This window comes from Corallococcus sp. BB11-1, assembly GCF_026626625.1.
Lineage (GTDB): Bacteria > Myxococcota > Myxococcia > Myxococcales > Myxococcaceae > Corallococcus > Corallococcus soli.
This window is the reverse complement of sequence record NZ_JAPNJY010000031.1, coordinates 28135-46320: the sequence shown is the minus strand read 5'-3', so window position 1 is coordinate 46320 and position 18186 is coordinate 28135. Positions and strand designations below refer to the sequence as shown.

The following is an 18186-nucleotide window of genomic DNA, read 5'->3' as shown; positions in this document are numbered from 1 at the left end:
GCCCGGCCGCTACTTCCAGGGCCGGGAGATGATGCAGGCGTTGATGCCGCCCACGCCCATGGACAGCTTGCCCGAGCACCCCTCGGGCGCCGGCTCCTCGTGGTCGTACACGAAGCGGGTGTGCACCTTGGCGATCTGCTTGTTGAGCTCCGGGGCCGCCAGGGGCGTGGGGTAGACCTTGCCCTGTTCGGCGCCCAGGTACTGCGCGGTGAGCTCCCAACCGCCGCCCGCGGACATGCCGTGGCCGAAGGTGCCCTTGCGCGCGGTGATGAGCACCGAGTCGGGCAGCACGTCGCGCAGGTTCTGCACCTCCAGGAAGTCCCCCGGGGTGGCGGTGGCGTGCAGGTCCCAGGTGCCCACGTCCCTGGGTTCGCAGCCGGCGGAGGCGAGCGCCTCGCGGATGGCCAGCGTGGGCCCTTCCTTGGACGGGGTGATGATGTGGTCGGCGTCCGCGGTGACGCCCACCGCGACGGGCTCCAGGCCCAGCGCCTTGAAGCCCTTCTGCGTGAAGTGCTCGTAGTCGCCCACCACCCACACCACCGCGCCTCCGGCGATGTGCGTGCCGCGCAGCGCGGTGAGGGGCTTGGACACGGCGGCGTCCGCGGAGATGACGCGCGCGTTGTAGAAGCCGCCCACCACCAGGGGGTTGGGCGCCGCGTCCGTCATGCCCAGCACCACCGCCTTGGCCTCGCCCAGGCGGATGGCGTTCATGGCCAGCTTCAGGCCGTAGCCGAACGACGAGCACGCGGCCACGGGCGCGAACGTCATGCCCGTAATCTGGCCCAGCATGGACACCTGCGACGCGGGCGTGTTGTGGATGTTCCACAGCACGTTGGAGGACACCGCGTTCCAGGGCGGCTCCGGGGAGCTCCACTTCTTCTGGAGGCGCGCGTTGCGCGTGCGCTTCTCCTTGATGACGGCGAGCTTGGCGGACTCCACGTCGCCCTCGTCGGGCACGCCCATGGCTTCAATCTCGCGCAGCTCCTCCAGGTACTCGCGCAGCTCCGGCGAGCGGCCGGCCCAGAAGTGCCACCAGTCGTCCTCCGCCTTGTCGCGCTCCACCTCTTCGATGGTGGAGGGCTCCGGGGGCAGGCCCTCCAGGGGCTCGCGCGTCTCGCGCCACGCGCGCACGGCGCTGTTGTGTTCGGGGCTGGCCCAGAAGCGATCCCACCGGCGCTGGGCGCGGTAGAGGTCCAGGGAGATGTTCTGGATGGTGGGCAAATCACCCAGGCCGGTGCCCACGTAGACGTGCGCGCGGGCGCCCAGCTCCTGGAGCTCCTTCTCGATGCCGGGGTTCTGCGACAGCGACTGGATGAACGCGCCGATGGCGTACTGCGTGGGCTGCCCCATCTTCCGCTCCAGCTGGGAGAAGCGGCTGCCGGGGAAGCGGGCGTCGATCCACGGCTTGTAGTCGGCCAGGTTGAAGGTGGGGTTGCCGACGAGGAAGTTGTCCGGACCGAAGCCGTTGAACGGGGTCAGCCAGGTCTCCGAGGACGCGAGGTTCCTGGCGAACGCTTCGATGTTGGGGGAACGCGGGGCAACCACGCCCCAGCCGAAGATTCCGACTCTGCGCACGGGTGTTTCCTTCGCCGCCGGGGGGAAGACTACAGCGGCTGGATCTTGAGGTTGTCGAAGTGGACGCGCGTCTGCCAACCCGAGAAGCCGAAGTGCCGGTTGCGCGGGCCGTAGAGGGGAGAGGCGTCCTGGAGGGACAGGAAGGGCTTGCCATCCACTTCCCACGACAGGAGCCCATCCCGCCGGGTGATGCGGAAGTGGTAGCGCTGGCCGGGGGTGACCGCGGCGCCGTCGCGCACGGCGCGGTCGTTGGTGTGCTCGTGCTGGCGGGCGATGACGGACTGCGTGTTGCGCCAGCCGCCGAAGATGAAGACGTAGCCGGTGGCGGTGTACTGCAGGCGGGGGTCGCCCGCGTAGAAGGAGCGGCCGTCGCCCCAGGCCTCAATCTTCATGTCGCCGTCGGCGCTGTCGGCCCAGGCGTCGAATTCGATGGAGGCGTTCTCCGGCAGGGGCTGCTTGAGCCACATGGGGCGGTTGCCCACGCCCTGCACCACCAGCGCCCCGTCCTCAAGCTTCACGGCGCCGGGGTTCGTCACGTTCCACGCGTCGCCAAGGGTGGCGCGGTTGAAGTCGTCCTCGAAGGGGCCCGGGGGCAGCACGGGCTCCTGCTTCATGGCCGTGGCGGGCATCGAGTCCGGCGTGCCGATGCGCAGGTTGTCGAAGAACAGCTGCGACTCCCAGCCGGACAGGCCCAGCCGGTCGTGGCCCTTGCCCTTGAAGGGGAACGGGTCGTCCAGCTCCGCCACGAGCGTGCCGTCGATGGCCCACTTGAGCACGTTGCCGCGCCGCTCGATGCGCCAGTGGTAGACGCGGCCGGACTGCACGGGGGCGCCCACGCGGGACTCCACGCGCACGGAGGTGTCCTTCTTGAAGACGCCGGTGGCGACCAGGTCCGCGCCCTGTCCGCCGCCCCGCTCCGCGATGCGGGCCGCGCGGCGCTGGAGCGCGTCCAGCGAGGGGGCGTTGATGTCGCGCCGGGCGATGACGGACAGGCTGTTGTTCCACCCGCCCTGCACCAGCACGTAGCCGGAGGCCGGGTCGCGCCCGTTGCCGAACAGCTCCACGCGGATGTCGCCGTCCGGGTACTCCGGGCGCACGTCGAACTCCACCGCCACGTCGTCCGGCAGCGTGGCCTGGAGCCACAGCGGGTTGTTCTTGGGCGCGGGGCCCAGCAGCTCCCCGTTCGTCACCCGCCAGTAGGCGCCGGTGGAGAAGAAGTCGCGGGCGACGACGGCCGGGTCATCAAAGGACTGCGCGTAGGGGAGGGTGGCGGTGACGTCCGCCTGGCCCCGGAAGAGCGCGTAGTGGATGAGCGGGAACTGGATGAAGACGATGACGCCGGCGAGGACCGCCCAGCCCTTCCGGGTGAGCCCGGCGGGCTTGCGCCACGCCTCGGCGGGGGCGGCCCCGGTGGAGGGCGGCAGGGCTTCCGCCACGGGGGACTCGACCTGCTTCTCCTTGTCCTTGCGGCTGGCCTGGCCCATCGATGCTCGGGGAACTCCGGGGGAAATGGCGGCGGAATGTACGCCCCGGCCCCCCCGGCGTAAAGGATTGCCGGGCGGGGACTACTTGACCCCCCACCGCTTCTCGAGCGCCCGCTGCTCCGCCTGGCGTTGCTTCTCCCGGTGGCGCTCGGCCTTCTGTTGATCCGACTCCTCGGGCGAGGGGCGCACGGCGATCTGATAGACGCTGCCGGCCAGGGCGAAGAGCAGGGCGGCGATGATGACGCCCCACGGGCGGCTGGCCACGGCCTCCACGACGCTGCCGAACTGGTGGAGCGCCGCGAGCGCGCCAATCACCAGCAGCCACGCGCCCACCGCGGACGCGACGATGCCGCTCACGAACCGGTGCAGGAGCGCGCCCGCGATGCCGCCCACGATGAAGCCCGGCCCGAAGCCGAGCAGGAAGTCCGTCTGGCCGGCGATCTGCCCCGCGACGAGGCCCAGGGGGACGCCCGCGCCCACGAAGGTGATGGCGGGCGGGAAGAGGAAGCCCACGGCCATCAGGCCTGCGGCCACGAAGGTGGGCAGGCGCGGGTCCAGGTCCATCAGGCCCAGCCTCTGGGTGACGGCCCCCGTCCACACGAGCCCCAGCACCGCGCCCACGGGGCCGGCGACCAGGCGGAACATCCGGCCTCCGCCCGCGAGCAGCAGCACCACGCCCACGGCGGCGATGACGACGCCGGACCACATGGGCAACAGCCGGTAGATGCCCACCCAGCCGGAGGGGTTGAAGGTCTGGTAGGACTTGAGCGCCTGGAGGAAGCCTTCCATGGCGCGTCATCCTACTGACAATGGCCGCTAGGAATAGCGGGTCAACGCGAGCCCCAGCAGGATGGCCAGGATGACGGCGCCCAGGAGCGCGAAGGCGTAGAGGGCGCGGGGCGAGGCGGTGGCGCGCAGCAGGTCCTCCGCCCGCTCGCGGTCCTCCGCGGAAGGGGCCTGGGCCAGGATGCGCCGGGCGTCCCTCCGGGCTCCGGCCACGTCCCCGGCGTCCTTGCGGGCCCAGGCCGCGCGCACTTCGTCGGAGCCGGGGGAGACGGGCTCCGGGGGCGTCTGTCCGCCTTTCGCCATGGCGCGCGTCTATACCAGGGAATGTGGACACCCGCCGACGGTATAAGCACGTCTCCATGCCCGTGCGGTCCCTGTCCCGTCGAAGCCTCCTGTTCGCCACGTCCGCGCTCGTCCCGCTGCTGTCCCGGCGTGCGGCCGCCTTTGGCGAGAAGAGCCGGTTCATCCCCGCGGTGGCCCGGCACGGCGGCCGCTGGGACGGACGGCTGTCCGGCCTGCGGCGGCTCGCGTGGGAACTGCAGCGGCGCACGTCCGTGGAGGTGGTGCCGGACGCGCGCCCGTTCGCGCTCAGCAGCCCGGACCTCTTTGAATACCCCTTCCTGTACTTCGGGGGGGACGGGGCCTTCCCGCCGCTCACGGACGCGGAGGTGACGAACCTGCGCCGCTACCTGACGTATGGCGGCTTCGTGTTCGGGGACGCCAACGACGGCAGCGACGGGGACGGCTTCGACGCGAGCTTCCGGCGGGAGATGGCGCGGGTGCTGCCGCAGAACCCGCTGAAGGAGACGCCGGGGACGCACGTCGTCTTCAAGTCCTTCTTCCTGCTGGACGCGGCGCCCGGGCGGCTGCTCCACAAGCCGCTGCCGCTGGTGGCGACCCTGGGCAAGCGGGCGGCGGTCATCTATTCGCAGAACGACGTGGCGGGCGCGTGGAGCCGCAGCGAGTCCGGCGACTACGAGTTCGACGTGACCCCGGGCGGCGAGCCGCAGCGCGAGCTGGCGATCCGCCTGGGCATCAACCTGTGCATGTACGCGCTGTGCCTGGACTACAAGGACGACGCGGTGCACCTGCCCCTCATCCTCAACAAGCGGCGCTGACGTGTCCTGGCGCGCGACCGAATGAACTCCCCGTCCTTCAACGCGTGGAAGCTCGTCAGCCTCTCGCCCCTGCCGGTGTGGGCGCTGGTGTTGTTGGCGGTGGGGCTGGTCGCGGGCATCGCGCTGGCGGCCTGGGGCGTGCGCCGGGAGCCGTCGCGCGGCCGGCGGCTGCTCCTGTGGGGCCTGCGCCTGGGCGCGGGCCTGGCGGCGTTCTTCTTCCTCCTGGAGCCCGGCATCCGGCACCTGCAGGTGGCGCGGATGAAGAACCGGGTGGCGGTGCTGGTGGACCGCTCGGCGTCCATGAACTTCCCGTCGGAGCCGGGCGGGCCCACGCGCAGCGCGCAGGTGGCGGCGTTCCTGGAGAAGGCCGCGCCCACGTTCGCGTCCTGGCAGGACCGCTTCACGGTGGAGGTGTACGGGGTGGATCCGGAGCTGGCGCCCGTCACGCCCGCGCAGCTGTCCGGTGAGCCCGCGCGGGCGGGGACGACGGACCTGCTCGCGGCGCTGCGGTCCGCGTCGGCGGCGGGGCAGGGGTCGCGCAAGCTGTCCGGCGTGCTGCTGTTCAGCGACGGCGCGGACAACACGGAGCTGAAGGCCGGGGCGGTGGGCCGGGCGCGCGCGGCGCTGGCGGACCTGGGCGCGCCGGTGTCCACGTTCCTGGTGGGGCAGGAGGCGCTGAAGGACCTGGCGGTGGAGGGGCTGAAGGTGGACGACTTCGCCTTCGTGAGGAACTCGCTCACGGTGGAGGTGGAGATCCACGGCCGGGGCTTCGCCGGCCAGGACATCCCGGTGGTGCTCAGCCAGGAGGGCAAGACGGTCGCGAACAAGCTGGTGCGGATGACGACCGCGGACGACGTGAAGCCGGTGTCCTTCACCTTCACGCCGGACCAGACGGGGCGGTTCGTCTACACCGTGACGGTGCCCACGTTCCCGGACGAGGCGGTGAGCGAGAACAACAGCCGGTCGTTCACGCTGAAGGTCATCCGCGACCGGGTGCGCGTGCTGCTGGTGGTGGGCCGGCCGTCGTGGGACGAGCGGTTCCTGCGCGGGCTGCTCAAGCAGGACGCGAACGTGGACCTGGTGTCGTTCTACATCCTGCGCACGCTGTCGGACGACCCGGGGGTGACGAACGAGCGCGAGCTGTCGCTCATCCCGTTCCCCATGGAGGAGATCTTCGACACGAAGCTGCACACGTTCGACGTCGTCATCTTCCAGAACTTCGGCTACTCGGACCCGTCGCTGTCCATCGCGGAGTACGAGCGCAACCTGGAGCGCTACGTCCACGAGGGCGGCGCGTTCGTGATGATTGGCGGCGACAGCGTGCTGGGCGAAGGCCGCGCCAGCATGCCCACGCTGATGGAGGCGCTGCCGGTGGAGGCCGCGGGGCCGGCGAACCCGGAGCCCTTCAAGCCGAGGCTCACGCCGGAGGGCCTGCGGCACCCGGTGACGTCCATTGGGACGGGCGCGGCGAGCACCGAAGGCACGTGGGGAGAGCTGGCGCCGATTCCGGGCGCGAACCTGACGCGGGCGCGGCAGGGCGCGACGGTGCTGATGGACCACCCGTTCATGACGGTGGACGGGAAGAACGCGCCGCTGGTGTCGGTGTGGGACTACGGGCGGGGGCGGGCGATGGTGGTGGCCACGGACGCGACGTGGTCGTGGGCGTTCACGGCGCACCGGGGCGGCTCCCCGAACCGGGCATATGACCGCTTCTGGGGCAATGCCCTGCGGTGGCTGGTGCGCGACCCGGACCTGACGACGCTGAAGGTGACGGCGGATCCCCCGTCGGTGGAGCCGGGGCGGCCGGTGGGCGTGGTGGTGCAGGCGCGGATGGCGGACTACCAGCCGGCGCAGGAGGCGCAGGTGCGGGTGGAGCTGTTCTCCGTGGCGACGCAGAAGCCGGTGGCGGTGCAGACGGGCACCACGGGGGCGGACGGCGTGGTGCGGCTGGAGTTCGCGCCGCCGGCGCCGGGGCCGTACAAGCTGCTCGCGTCGGCGAAGAAGGGCGACACGGACCTGGGCAAGGGTGAGGACGCGGTGGCGGTGCGCGCGGTGGGGCCGGAGCTGTCGGACGCGTCCGTGCGGCCGCAATTGATGGAGCAGATCGCCAGCATCACCGAGGGCAAGGCGTACAAGCTGCCGCAGGACGGGCTGCCGGACGTGCCGCTGTTGGATCCGCCGGTGGTGGAGGTGGGGCGCGCGAAGGACCAGCCGCTGTGGGATCGCTGGTACTACCTGGTGGCGCTCATCGCGCTGCTCGGCGCGGAGTGGTTCGCGCGGCGGCGGTTCGGGTACGTGTGAGGCGGGCGCCCGGTCCCGTGCTCCTGGGGACCCGGCGCCGTGCTTCGCGGCTTCGCGACGGGACTGCTACTTCTCCGCCAGACCGCAGGCGATGCGGCCGCCGGCGTCACCGGCGGGGTCGGTGTGGTAGTCGTCCTTGGTGGCGTGCACGACGACGGCGGAGCCGTCCTTGTCGAACATGGACTTCACCTTGAGGCCGTGGGCGAAGAAGTCGAACTGCACCTTGCCGTCCGCGGGGACGTGGAGGTTCGGCAGGTCGCCGTCGTGCTTGCCCTTGGGGGACAGCACGCCGTGCTTCTTCTTCGTCGGGTTGAAGTGGCCGCCCGCCGTCTTGAAGTCCGGCGCCTCGCACTTGCCCGTCTCGTGGATGTGGATGGCGTGCTCGCCCGCGGGCAGGTTCATCAGCGTGCCCTTCACCAGCACGCCCGTCGGCGCCTGCTCGAAGGTCACCGTGCCCACGTCCTTGCCCTGGGAGTCCTTCAGCGCCGCCTTCGCCATCTCGCCCGGCTTGGGCGCCGGCTTCACGCCCGCGTCCGTCGTCGCCGTGCCCGGGGTGGCCGGAGTCCCCGCATCCTGGGCCAGGGCGGGCGTGGTGGTCAGGGCAGCGGCAATCAGCAGGGAGCGAATCATCATGGGTGGCGCTTCTCCAGGAAGGAGTGGGTGACGAAGCGGCGCGACACTACCTCCCACCGCCTCGCCTCGCAGGAGAATGTCCACCCCTCCGCGTCACCGGTGATGGGGAGTCATCACTCCGGCAGCGGCCCGTCCAGCGGCACCGGCACCACCCGGGACGCTCCGAACGCGGGCGCCCACACCCGCTGCACCGACGCCCCGTTCAGGAAGCGCATCACCGCGCGGAACGCCGCCTCCGGGCCTCCCAGCGACTCCGCCCAGCGCTGACCCCGGGGCGACAGGTTGGGCACCGGAGGCCCCAGCTCCTCGCATGATTCGGCGCCCCGGGTGATGCCCAGGCCCTCGTCCCGCACGCGCTGGGGCACGTACAGCGGCGCGAACCGCGCGTGCCGGTGGTCGTGCACGCAGCCGGGCTCCTCCAGCAGCGCCGCGGACAGGGGCAGCTCGCGCACGTTGAACAGCAGCTTCACTGCGTCGTGGTGCGGATCATACGGGCCGCGCAGCCGGTGGTCCCCGCGCGGAATCCACCGCCGGTCCAGGTAGCAGAACGCGCGGGCCTCGGGTGGCAGCGCGCCCCGGTGCCGCGCGCCGCCGTAGCGGAAGAACGGCCGCAGGTGCCGGGCGTCCACCTCCAGCGCCGGGCCCTGCTTCAGCGCCCGCAGCTTGGGCAACAGCGCCGGCTCCAGGCCGTGCTCCCGCGCGAAGTCCTCCAGCGTGTCCTCCGTGGCGGCGGCGAAGGCCCGCACGCGCGCGAGCAGCCGCTCCGCGTCCGCGTCCACCAGCAGCTCGTCGAAGCGCGTCTTCACCCCGGGCAGGCTCACCGGGATGAGCGTGGTGAGCAGCTCGCCCCGCGCCCGCCAGTCCGCGTCCAGCGCGGAGGCCTCCTGGGCGATGGGGGACAGGCGCCACTCGGGCGCTTCCGGCGTGAAGCGCTGGTCCACGCCCTTGTGCTCGTAGCGCGGGGGCGGCGCCTCGCTCCCGGCGCGGGACGTCCACACCGTGATGCAGGTGCGCACCTGCGTGCCCGTGAAGATGCCCGGCCCCAGGTCCACCACCTCCCGCAGGTGGAGCGCGCCCAGCAGGGCGTGGCGCAGCGGGGCGTAGATGAAGGACTCCAGCAGGCTCGCGGGCGTGATGAAGGCCAGGGTGCCCTGCCGCGCCGCCAGGCGCTTCGTGGCGACCAGGAGGAAGAAGGCGAAGTCATCCCGGAGGCTCGTGCCGTGCGGCATCGCCAGGGGCACCAGGGCCCGCAGCCGCGCGTAGGCCTCCGCGTCCTTCAGCACCGGCGACGTGCCGTTGTAGGGCGGGTTGCCCACCCACAGCTCGGCGTGCCCCTCCGGCGTCGCCGCGAGCAGCGGCTCCAGCCCGCCCCGGAGCGCGTCGCCCACGCGCACGTCCGCGCCGGGCACCCGGGCCTGGCACAGGCGCGCGACGCCCGCGTCCAGCTCCAGGCCGCACAGCCTGGCGCCCGGCCGGTGCCTCGCCGCCGCCGCGAGGAAGGCTCCCGCGCCACAGGCCGGGTCCACCACCGTGAGCGGGCCCTGGCCCACGTGCGCCAGCGCGAGCGCCAGCGTGCGCTCCACGATGGGCGCGGGCGTGTAGAACGCGCCCACCGCCTTGCGGTTGATGCCGGGGAACTGGTGGACCAGCAGCTCCTCGTCCAGCTCGGGCGTGTCGATGGAGCGGGGCATGCCCGGCCCATCCTAGCCAGTTTCACCGTCGGTGCCGGGCGGGGTCCAGTCCAGGGCCGTCCCGCACCGCTTGCAGTAGCGCGCATCCGGGTCGTGACCCTGTGCGCCACAGCCCGGGCAGGCCTGGGTGTCCACGTGCTGACGCGTGGCGGCGGCCAGCTCCACGGACACGATGCCCGTGGGCACCGCGATGATGCCGTAGCCCATCACCATCAGGATGGACGCGAGGAACTGGCCGGTGACCGTCTTGGGCGTGATGTCGCCAAAGCCCACCGTCGTCATCGTCACGATGGCCCAGTACATGGACCGGGGGATGCTGTCGAAGCCGTTCGCCTCGCCCTCCACCATGTACATGAGCGCGCCCATGATGACGTCGATGCTCAGCACCGTGCCCAGGAAGACGATGATCTTCGGGCGGCTGGCGCGCAGGGCCGTCATCAGCACCTCCGCCTGCCCCAGCAGGTGCCCCAGCTTCAGGATGCGGAAGACGCGCAGGAGGCGCAGCACGCGCACCACCAGCAGCGTCTGGGCCCCGGGGAACAGCACGCTCAGGAACGAGGGCAGCAGCGCCATCAGGTCCACGAGGCCGAAGAAGCTGCGGGCGTAGTCCAGGGGCCGGCGCACCGCGATGAGCCGCAGCACGTACTCCAGCGCGAAGAGCACGGTGAAGGTCCACTCGGCGACGTGCAGGGCGTGGCTGTGGTTCGCCCTCACCTGCGCGACGCTCTCCAGCATCACCGCGCCCACGCTGAACACGATGGCCCACAGCAGGGCGATGTCGAACGCCCTCCCCGCCGGGGTGTCCGCCTCGAAGATGATGGTGTGCAGGCGGGCGCGAAGGCCGCCCGGGGGACTCTGCTCGGAAGGCCGGTTCACTGCCGGGCAGCTTAAGCGCAATCCCCCGTCCGTCGAGGATGGCGGAGCCCGCCTCCCGTGACAGCGCCTTCGCGCGGGAACGTTCGCGACCGCCACTTCCCCTGGACTTGCGCCTGCGTTGCTCCCAGCCGGGCCAGGGGCCACCGTCACCGGCTTGCATGCCGTGGAGCGGTCCTGACGCGGGTCGGGTCCGGAGGGTGGAGCATGGTGGTGGGAATACTGGACATCCTCCCGACGTGGCTGATCGCCCTGGGGGTGATGGGGCTCATCTTCGTGGCGCTGGAGGTGGGCTTCCGTCTCAGCCACCGCAGGCCCGGGCTCGATGAGGCGTCCGCGCTCCAGGCCTCGGTGCTCGGTCTGGTGGCGCTGCTGCTGTCCTTCTCCTTCTCCATGGCGGAGGAGCGCTTCAGCCAGCGGCGCGACCTCGTTGTCAAGGAGGCGAACGCCATTGGCACCCTCTACCTGCGCAGCGGCTTTCTCCCCGAGCCCACGCGCACGGAGATGCGGAGCCGGTTGCGCCGCTATGTCGACCTCCGGCTGGAGGCGTACATGGCCGTGGGGGACCGGGAGCGCTTCAACCAGCTCCGGGACGAAGCGGATCAGATCCAGGGGAAGCTCTGGTCCGCGCTGGACGCGATCGTGCTCCAGCAGCCGACAGGCGTTCAGACCCTCGTCACCCAGGGGCTCAATGACGTCATCGACGTCTCCGCTGATCGCCTCTCGGCCGCCCGGAACCTCATCCCGGACACCATCTTCGTCCTCCTGCTCGTCGGGGTCCTCGGCTCGGGGCTGCTGCTGGGCTACCAGCCCGAAACGCACTCGCGCGCGTGGATATGCTGGACGGTCTTCGCGGTGATGCTGACCGCGGTCATGTTCACCCTGCTGGACCTGGACCTGCCCGACCGCGGCCGCATCCGCACCAGCCAGCAGCCCCTGGTGGACCTCCGGAGGCAGATGGAGGCCCTACCCTGATGCAATCGCGGCGGGCCCTGGTCGTTCCCAGGACGCGGGCGGGCGAACGCACCCGGCCCTGAGGAGTCCAGACCATGGAACACGCGGCACGGCGCACCTTTCTCCACCTGCTCGGCCTTGGCGCGTCGCTGGTGGCCGGCCTGGCCACCGCGGCGGAGGAGGTCCCGCCCACGCCCCAGGCCGTCATGCGCGAGGCGCGCCGGAGCGTGCTCCCGGACGGCATCGAGAAGGCGGAGGCGGTGCGCATCGGTGGCATCGACCAGTGGATTTCCGTCCGGGGACGCCACCGGGACAACCCGCTGCTGCTCTTCCTGCACGGGGGGCCGGGCTTCACGGCCCTGCCCACCGCGTACTTCTACCAGGGCGAATGGGAGGAGTACTTCACCGTCGCCCACTGGGACCAGCGGGGCGCGGGGAAGACCTACGCGCTCAACCCGCCGGAGGCGGTGCGCCCCACGATGACCATGGAGCGCATGGTGGCCGACGCCGAGGAGGTGGTCGAACACCTGCGCAAGACCTACGGCAAGAAGCGCATCGTGCTCGTCGGACACAGCTGGGGCTCGATACTGGGGGTGAAGCTCGCGCAGCGCCACCCGGAGTGGTTCGACGCCTATGTCGGCATCGGGCAGGCCGTGGACGTCCCCCGGAACGAAGCGCTGGGCTACGAGGCCACGCTCCAGGCCGCTCGCGCGGATGGCAATGCGAAGGCCGTCGCGGAGCTCGAAGCGCTCGCGCCCTTCCCGGACCCGAAGGACGCCGCGCGCCAACTGGTGAACCTGCCGAAGGAGCGCCGGTGGCTGTCACGGTATGAGAGCTACAACTGGCGCGACCCGAGCTGGCACGGCGCGGAGGTCTGGCGCTTCAGCCCGGACGTTTCGGACCCGGACATGGTGGCGCGCGACGCGGGCCTGGACCTGAGCTTCGTGACGCTCTGGGGGGCCATCTCCCAGGTGGATTTCAGGCCGGTGAAGCGCTTCGCCCTCCCGGTGGTCTTCTTCCACGGGCGGCACGACCTCACCACCTCCGCGCGCCTGCTGGACTCCTGGTACGCCACGCTCCAGGCGCCCTCCAAGAAGCTCGTCTGGTTCGAGGACTCCGCCCACATGGTGCACGAGGAGGAGCCCGGCAAGGTGCTCGTCCGGCTGGTGCAGGACGTGCTCCCGCTCACGCGCCGCAAGTAGCGCGGGCCCTGGAAGAAGGGGGACGGAACCCGGGCCCCTCAGGGGGCACCCGGGAACCGTGGAGGACCGCCGAGCAGCCTTCACACCTTGCGCGGCGCCTCCGGGATGCCGGGTGGCACCGAGCCCGCCGGGCCGGGCGGCGTCACCACCGGAGGCGGCAGCAGGGCGCCCACGTGCATCCGGTGCTGCACCTCCGCGAACCGCCGCGACGCCTCATCCTCCGGCGACAGCAGCGAGACGACCCACCCCACCAGGAACGACAGCGGGATCGTCACGAGCCCCGGGTTCTTCAGCGGGAAGGGCGCCGACGCGTTCCCCAGCAGCTCCACCTGCACCGTGGGCGACAGGAAGATGAGCAGCACCGCGCTGAAGGCCCCTGTCAGCATGCTCGCCACCGCGCCGCGCGTGGTGAAGCCCCTCCACAGCATGGACAGCAGCAGCGCCGGGAAGTTCGCGCTCGCCGCGATGGCGAACGCCAGCCCCACCATGAAGGCCACGTTCTGGCCCTTGAAGACGACACCCAGGATGACGGCCAGCACGCCCAGCAGCAGGCTCGCCAGCCGCGCCACCTTGAGCTGCTCGCTCTCCGGCGCGTGGCCCTTGCGCACGACGTGCGACCACAGGTCGTGCGACAGCGCCGCCGCGCCCGACAGCGTCAGGCCCGCCACCACCGCCAGGATGGTGGCGAAGGACACCGCGGAGATGAAGCCCAGGAAGCCCGTGCCGCCCACCACCTCCGCCAGCATGGGCGCCGCCATGTTGCCGCCCTTGTCCACCGCCGTGATGCCCTGCCGGCCCACCAGCACCGCCGCGCCGAAGCCCAGCACGAACGTCACCAGGTAGAAGAAGCCGATGAGGCCCGTGGCGTAGAACACGCTGGTGCGCGCCGCCTTCGCGTCGGGCACCGTGTAGAAGCGCATCAGGATGTGCGGCAGGCCCGCCGTGCCGAACATCAGCGCCACGCCCAGGGAGATGGTCTCCAGCGGGTTCGCCACCAGCTTGCCCGGGGCCAGCACCTCCGGCCCGTACATCCTCGCCGCCTCGCTGAAGAGCGCCGCGGGGTTCATGCCGAACTTCCACAGCACCGCCACCGCCAGCGCGGACGCGCCGCCCAGCAGCAGCACCGCCTTGACGATCTGCACCCACGTCGTGGCGATCATCCCGCCGAAGAGCACGTAGAGGATCATCACCGCGCCCACGGTGATGACGGCCATCTCATACGACAGGCCGAAGAGCAGGTGGATGAGGTTGCCGGCGCCCACCATCTGGGCAATCAGGTAGAAGATGACGACGGTGAGCGTGCCCACCGCGGCGGACAGCCGCACCGGGGTCTGCTTCAGCCGGTAGGCCACCGCGTCCGCGAAGGTGTACTTGCCCAGGTTGCGCAGGGGCTCCGCGATGAGGAACGTCACCACCGGCCAGCCCACCAGCCAGCCCACCGAATAGATGAGCCCGTCGAACCCGGACGTGGCCACCAGCCCCGCGATGCCCAGGAAGCTCGCGGCGCTCATGAAGTCGCCCGCCAGCGCGAAGCCGTTCTGCACCGCGCTGATGTTGCCGCCGGCGGCGAAGAACTCGGAGGTCGTCTTCGTGCGGCGCGCGGCCCAGTACGTGATGGCCAACGTGATGCCGACGAAGAGGAGGAAGAAGACGATGGCCGTCGTGTTGGGCTGGCCCAACTGGGAGCCCGCGGTCGAGGGGTTCATGGAAGTGCCCTTTCGGTGCTAGCGGCGCAGCTCGTCGAGGACGTGGTCGTACTTGCGGTTCGCCCACAGGATGTAGATGCCCGTCAGCACCCAGGCGACCAGGATGGTGACCGCCCCCAGCACGATGCCGATGGACAGCCCTGGGATGAGCTGCCGTCCCATCAGCGGCCGGTTGAACGCCACGAGCAGGATGAAGCCCAGGTACGTCACGAGCATCGCCACCGTGAGCGCTCCCGCCACGCGCCAGCGCGCGGCGGCGAGGGCCTTCAGGACGTCGTCCTTGGAATTGCCATACATCGGTGTGCCTCCTCGGGAAGGAAAGAGAATGGACCGCCGGGCCATGGCGGTGGGGCTTCAGTAGAAGAGCTGGAGCTGGGCGGTGCCGGTGATGCCCGTGGGAGCATGGGCGATGTCGCCCGCGCGTGACACGGCCACCTCCGTCTTCAGGTTGAAGGTGTGCTTCTGGAACCAGAGGTTGAGGCCGGGACGCAGCGTGAGCAGGTCCTGCGCGTCCACGCGGCCGTTGAAGTACTCGCCAGAGAGGATGGGCTGCACGATGCCGATGCGGTAGCCCAGCTCCACGAAGAAGCCCGTGCCGCTGCGCGGGTTGTCGAAGCCCTGCTGCCAGGAGAAGACGTTGCTCTGGAAGACGAACTCCTGGTTCGCGCCCACGGGCACGTCCAGGAACACGTCCGCCGCCAGGGCCACCGCGTCGTGCACGCCGGAGGCGGTGGCGATGGCGGAGTACTGGTAGTCGCCGCCCACACCGAAGGACAGCATGGGCGTGTCGGTGAAGTAGATGCCGCGCAGGAACGGGTCGTACTCGCGGCCCAGCACGTTGTAGCGCGCGTGGCCCACGACGCGCGGCAGGTCGTCCGGGTTGACCACCTGACCGCTCTCCAGCTTCGCGCCCTCCACGCCGTTGAGGAGGGCCGCGCGGTACGTCCAGGGGCCGGCGAAGCCGCGCACCTGCACGCCCATGTCCCGCCACACCTTGCCCACGCCCAGCGGGTAGCGGATGAGGTCGGAGTGATAGTCCACCGTCTGGAGCGCGATGGCGCCCTGCAACGCCTGGTGCGACAGCGGCGCGAGGATGAAGCCCGCCTCCACCCACGTCTTGTCGGCGACCTCGTAGGCGATGGTCGCGTCCTGGATGAAGAAGGCCGGATTCCAGTCGCCGTTCTTGCCCAGGTTCGGCTGGTCCGTGTCGATGAAGAACGACAGCCGCTTGGTGATGGAGCCGAAGATGAGCAGCCGCACCCGGCGCAGGAAGAAGTCCGTGCCCACGCCCCCCAGGGGCGTGCCGTCCTTCACGAGCTGCATCTGCGGGTGCAGCAGCACGTCCACGTTGAGCACCGCGTCTTCGCCGAGCTGGATCTTCCCGGCCCCCGCGGGCAGCGCGGACAGCAGGGCCACCAGCACCAGCCACGGCGGGAGCACGCGAGGGTCGGGGCGCATAGGCCCCGGCGCAAGAGCAACGCGTGTTCCAACCGGGGCCGCCCCGGGTTTCAGGGCCTTGCAGGCTGGCTCGTCGCGTCAGGAGGTGACGGAGGGTGCCAGGACGTTACTGCTCGTAACGATTCGTGCAGCGCGCCGTCATGCCCGGGCAACACCCGCTCGCCCCCGGGGGCAGGGATGCGGCCCCGTTCGTTTGGCGGCGACGGCATTGCGGGTGGATCCGCGGGGCCCGTGCGCGCCTTGGTCCCTTCCCGTCGGGACTGCTAGGCCAACGCCTCATGGCTCCCCCGGAAGTCGCCCCCTTCTCAGAGCTGCCCCGGTTCACCCTCGACCGTGAGTCGCCGCGGCTCCTGCCGGAGTCCTTCTGCCGGCGGCCGGGCGTCGCGGTGATGGGGCGGGTGGACAGCACCCGCGAGCAGGAGCCGGTGACGGTGGCCATGCTCCATCCGGACGACCTGTCCGTGTGCTACCGCATCGCGGACTTCCTGCGGCGGCCGGTGTAGCCGGTGCGGCTGAACCAGTACGGAATCGACACCGCGCTGGAGGTGGGCTTCGGCGCGGGGCAGCGGGCTGACGGCGTCAGTCCGGCTTCGCGTCCAGTCCCTGGGGCAGCAGCACGGTGAACGAGGAGCCCTGACCCAGCGTGCTGCGGACCTGGACGATGCCGCCGTGGGCTTCGACGATCTGCTGGGTGATGAAGAGGCCCAGCCCCAGCCCTCCGTAGTTGCGCTCGGACACCGCGCGCACGAAGCGGTCGAAGACGCGGGGCTGTTGCTCCGGCGCGATGCCGATGCCTTCATCCTGCACGGTGAGGAGGGCCAGCCCCGCTTCGCTGCGCACGTGGACGCGGATGGGCTTGCCCGCGCCGTACTTGAGCGCGTTGGTGAGCAGGTTGGTCAGCACCTGCTCCAGCCGGGTCTGGTCCCAGTTGCCGGGGATGGGGGCCGGCGCCTCCACCTCCACCGTGGAGCCCACCTGGAGGGCCTGCGGCGTGTAGCGGACCACAACCTCCCGCGCGAGCGCGGCCAGGTCCGTGGGCGTCCGGTCCAGGCGCAGCTGGCCCATGCTGATGCGTGAGACGTCCAGCAGGTCCTCGATGAGGTCCGCGAGCTTGCGGACCTGGCGTCGCGCCACGTCCAGGTCCCGCGCCAGCCGCGCCACGGGCAGGGAGGACTCAGGGTGGGCCTCCACGGTTCGCAGGAGGGACGTCAGCTTCAGCTGCAGCGGCGTCAGCGGCGTCTTCAGCTCATGGGAGGCGACGGACAGGAACTCGTCCCGGGCGAGCACGGCGTCCCGCAGCATCTCCAGCTCGCGCCGCTCCTGGGTCTGTTTGCGCTGCGTGAAGTCGCGCGTCACCTTGGCGAAGCCCCGCAGCGTCCCCTGGGGGTCATACAGCGCGGTGATGACGACGCTGGCCCAGAAGCGGGTGCCGTCCTTGCGGATCCGCCAGGCCTCTTCCTCGAAGCGCCCTTCCTCCGCGGCCACCCGGAGGGCCCGCTGGGGCTTGCCCCGGGCCACCTCCTCCGGGGGGTAGAAGCGGCTGAAGTGCTGCCCGAGGATCTCCTCGGCCCGGTAGTTCTTGATGCGCTCGGCCCCCGCGTTCCAGGTGCTGACCCGGCCTTCGGGGTCGAGCATGTAGATGGCGTAGTCCTGGATGCTCTCGACCAGGAGCCGGAAGCGCTCCTCGCTCTGGAGCAGGCGCTCCTGGGTCAGCTTGCGCTCGGTGAAGTCGCGCGTCACCTTGCCGAAGCCCCGCAGGACCCCCTGGTCGTCGCGCAGCGCGGTGATGACGACGTTGGCCCAGATGCGGCTGCCGTCCTTGCGCAGCCGCCAGCCCTCCTCCTCGAAGCGCCCCTCCCGGGTGACGATCTCCAGCTCCAGCTGGGGCTTGCCCAGGGCGACGTCCTCGGCGGGGTAGAAGCGGCTGAAGTGCTGCCCGAGGATCTCCTCGGCCTTGTAGCCCTTGATGCGCTCGGCCCCCGCGTTCCAGCTGGCGACGCGTCCGTCCAGGTCCAGCGTCAGCAGCGCGTAGTCCCTGAAGTTGTCGATGAGCAGGCGCAGCTGTGCGTCCGCGTCACTGGCGAGGTTGTTCGCGTATGTGATGCCGCCGTCCAGGACTCCTGGCGCAAGGCGGTCATCCATGGGGCTTCGCATGGGAGAAGCGTAATGCACCTGGAGGGTCAAGCGGACATCGGGGTGTGTCAGCTTCCTCCTCAGGACACTCCCGCCCGGCCAGCGGACGCCCAGGCGGGCAGGGGATTGCCTGGGCGTCCACGGCGGTGTGGCCTCGTAGCCCCCAGGGCAACACCGGGAGCCCGCCGCCTCGCGGGCACCCAGGGAGGGACGGTCACGGCACGGCGCGTGCTCAGGGGCTGGAGCGCTGAAGCCCGAACGCCCGCGTGCCG

Annotated in this window: 16 protein-coding genes; 5 read left to right on the top strand and 11 right to left on the bottom strand. The window is 71.0% G+C overall.

Annotated features, from left to right (window positions below; translation table 11 throughout):
* Nucleotides 1-9: 9 nt before the first annotated feature.
* The 4 genes from OV207_RS26250 to OV207_RS26235 all read right to left on the bottom strand — a co-directional run bounded on the left by OV207_RS26250 (nt 10) and on the right by OV207_RS26235 (nt 4148).
* Nucleotides 10-1575 carry a beta-ketoacyl synthase N-terminal-like domain-containing protein gene (locus tag OV207_RS26250; protein ID WP_267557842.1) on the bottom strand — a complete coding sequence of 522 codons (1566 nt, stop codon included), beginning with the start codon at nt 1573-1575 and terminating at the stop codon, nt 10-12.
* Between the two features lie 29 nt (nt 1576-1604).
* Entirely contained in the window at nt 1605-3059 is a 1455-nt protein-coding gene (locus OV207_RS26245) for a hypothetical protein (RefSeq protein ID WP_267557840.1), read from the bottom strand.
* 81 nt (nt 3060-3140) lie between these two features.
* Nucleotides 3141-3848, bottom strand: coding sequence for a hypothetical protein (locus OV207_RS26240; protein WP_267557839.1), 708 nt, complete (start codon nt 3846-3848; stop codon nt 3141-3143).
* 27 nt (nt 3849-3875) lie between these two features.
* The gene (locus OV207_RS26235; RefSeq protein ID WP_193349196.1) at nt 3876-4148 is read right to left on the bottom strand and encodes a molecular chaperone DnaJ; all 273 of its coding nucleotides are present in this window, start codon (nt 4146-4148) and stop codon (nt 3876-3878) included.
* A gap of 56 nt (nt 4149-4204) precedes the next feature.
* Between OV207_RS26235 and OV207_RS26230 the strand changes: the two genes are divergently transcribed.
* Nucleotides 4205-4963: a DUF4159 domain-containing protein gene (locus OV207_RS26230; RefSeq protein ID WP_193349197.1), complete on the top strand. Its 759-nt coding sequence runs from the start codon at nt 4205-4207 to the stop codon at nt 4961-4963.
* Nucleotides 4964-4984: 21 nt separating this feature from the next.
* Nucleotides 4985-7264: a glutamine amidotransferase gene (locus OV207_RS26225; RefSeq protein WP_267557838.1), complete on the top strand. Its 2280-nt coding sequence runs from the start codon at nt 4985-4987 to the stop codon at nt 7262-7264.
* 66 nt (nt 7265-7330) lie between these two features.
* Here OV207_RS26225 and OV207_RS26220 read toward each other — a convergent pair whose 3' ends face one another.
* From OV207_RS26220 to OV207_RS26210, 3 genes are all read right to left on the bottom strand, one after another.
* Nucleotides 7331-7897, bottom strand: a complete 567-nt coding sequence (locus tag OV207_RS26220) for a superoxide dismutase family protein (RefSeq protein WP_193349199.1) — start codon at nt 7895-7897, stop codon at nt 7331-7333.
* A gap of 113 nt (nt 7898-8010) precedes the next feature.
* A complete protein-coding gene (locus tag OV207_RS26215; RefSeq protein WP_267557837.1) occupies nt 8011-9588 on the bottom strand; it encodes an N-6 DNA methylase in 1578 nt (525 codons plus the stop codon).
* A gap of 12 nt (nt 9589-9600) precedes the next feature.
* Nucleotides 9601-10464, bottom strand: a complete 864-nt coding sequence (locus OV207_RS26210) for an ion transporter (RefSeq protein ID WP_193349201.1) — start codon at nt 10462-10464, stop codon at nt 9601-9603.
* Between the two features lie 204 nt (nt 10465-10668).
* Here OV207_RS26210 and OV207_RS26205 point away from each other — a divergent pair, with 204 nt between their 5' ends.
* Both OV207_RS26205 and OV207_RS26200 read left to right on the top strand, forming a co-directional pair.
* Nucleotides 10669-11436: a hypothetical protein gene (locus OV207_RS26205; RefSeq protein WP_267557836.1), complete on the top strand. Its 768-nt coding sequence runs from the start codon at nt 10669-10671 to the stop codon at nt 11434-11436.
* Nucleotides 11437-11510: 74 nt separating this feature from the next.
* Nucleotides 11511-12617: an alpha/beta fold hydrolase gene (locus tag OV207_RS26200; protein WP_267557835.1), complete on the top strand. Its 1107-nt coding sequence runs from the start codon at nt 11511-11513 to the stop codon at nt 12615-12617.
* Between the two features lie 80 nt (nt 12618-12697).
* Here OV207_RS26200 and OV207_RS26195 read toward each other — a convergent pair whose 3' ends face one another.
* Genes OV207_RS26195 through OV207_RS26185 form a run of 3 tightly spaced genes read right to left on the bottom strand, consistent with a single transcriptional unit; the run spans nt 12698 to nt 15781 of the window.
* Nucleotides 12698-14323, bottom strand: a complete 1626-nt coding sequence (locus OV207_RS26195) for a sodium:solute symporter family transporter (protein ID WP_267557834.1) — start codon at nt 14321-14323, stop codon at nt 12698-12700.
* An 18-nt stretch (nt 14324-14341) separates the two neighbouring features.
* The gene (locus OV207_RS26190; protein ID WP_193349205.1) at nt 14342-14620 is read right to left on the bottom strand and encodes a DUF485 domain-containing protein; all 279 of its coding nucleotides are present in this window, start codon (nt 14618-14620) and stop codon (nt 14342-14344) included.
* Between the two features lie 57 nt (nt 14621-14677).
* Entirely contained in the window at nt 14678-15781 is a 1104-nt protein-coding gene (locus tag OV207_RS26185) for a hypothetical protein (RefSeq protein WP_267557832.1), read from the bottom strand.
* Nucleotides 15782-16059: 278 nt separating this feature from the next.
* Here OV207_RS26185 and OV207_RS26180 point away from each other — a divergent pair, with 278 nt between their 5' ends.
* Nucleotides 16060-16284 carry a hypothetical protein gene (locus OV207_RS26180; RefSeq protein WP_267557831.1) on the top strand — a complete coding sequence of 75 codons (225 nt, stop codon included), beginning with the start codon at nt 16060-16062 and terminating at the stop codon, nt 16282-16284.
* Nucleotides 16285-16360: 76 nt separating this feature from the next.
* Here the strand turns inward: OV207_RS26180 and OV207_RS26175 are convergent, their stop codons facing one another.
* Nucleotides 16361-17923, bottom strand: coding sequence for a sensor histidine kinase (locus OV207_RS26175; RefSeq protein ID WP_267557830.1), 1563 nt, complete (start codon nt 17921-17923; stop codon nt 16361-16363).
* Nucleotides 17924-18186 lie beyond the last annotated feature (263 nt).

Bases quoted from the DNA above. Each gene is read 5' to 3' on its own strand.
- OV207_RS26190 (WP_193349205.1), bottom strand. From the start codon at position 14,620: ATGTATGGCAATTCCAAGGACGACGTCCTGAAGGCCCTCGCCGCCGCG.
- OV207_RS26185 (WP_267557832.1), bottom strand. From the start codon at position 15,781: ATGCGCCCCGACCCTCGCGTGCTCCCGCCGTGGCTGGTGCTGGTGGCC.
- OV207_RS26235 (WP_193349196.1), bottom strand. From the start codon at position 4,148: ATGGCGAAAGGCGGACAGACGCCCCCGGAGCCCGTCTCCCCCGGCTCC.
- OV207_RS26205 (WP_267557836.1), top strand. From the start codon at position 10,669: ATGGTGGTGGGAATACTGGACATCCTCCCGACGTGGCTGATCGCCCTG.
- OV207_RS26175 (WP_267557830.1), bottom strand. From the start codon at position 17,923: ATGGATGACCGCCTTGCGCCAGGAGTCCTGGACGGCGGCATCACATAC.
- OV207_RS26215 (WP_267557837.1), bottom strand. From the start codon at position 9,588: ATGCCCCGCTCCATCGACACGCCCGAGCTGGACGAGGAGCTGCTGGTC.
- OV207_RS26230 (WP_193349197.1), top strand. From the start codon at position 4,205: ATGCCCGTGCGGTCCCTGTCCCGTCGAAGCCTCCTGTTCGCCACGTCC.
- OV207_RS26225 (WP_267557838.1), top strand. From the start codon at position 4,985: ATGAACTCCCCGTCCTTCAACGCGTGGAAGCTCGTCAGCCTCTCGCCC.
- OV207_RS26245 (WP_267557840.1), bottom strand. From the start codon at position 3,059: ATGGGCCAGGCCAGCCGCAAGGACAAGGAGAAGCAGGTCGAGTCCCCC.
- OV207_RS26240 (WP_267557839.1), bottom strand. From the start codon at position 3,848: ATGGAAGGCTTCCTCCAGGCGCTCAAGTCCTACCAGACCTTCAACCCC.
- OV207_RS26180 (WP_267557831.1), top strand. From the start codon at position 16,060: ATGGCTCCCCCGGAAGTCGCCCCCTTCTCAGAGCTGCCCCGGTTCACC.
- OV207_RS26200 (WP_267557835.1), top strand. From the start codon at position 11,511: ATGGAACACGCGGCACGGCGCACCTTTCTCCACCTGCTCGGCCTTGGC.
- OV207_RS26195 (WP_267557834.1), bottom strand. From the start codon at position 14,323: ATGAACCCCTCGACCGCGGGCTCCCAGTTGGGCCAGCCCAACACGACG.
- OV207_RS26220 (WP_193349199.1), bottom strand. From the start codon at position 7,897: ATGATGATTCGCTCCCTGCTGATTGCCGCTGCCCTGACCACCACGCCC.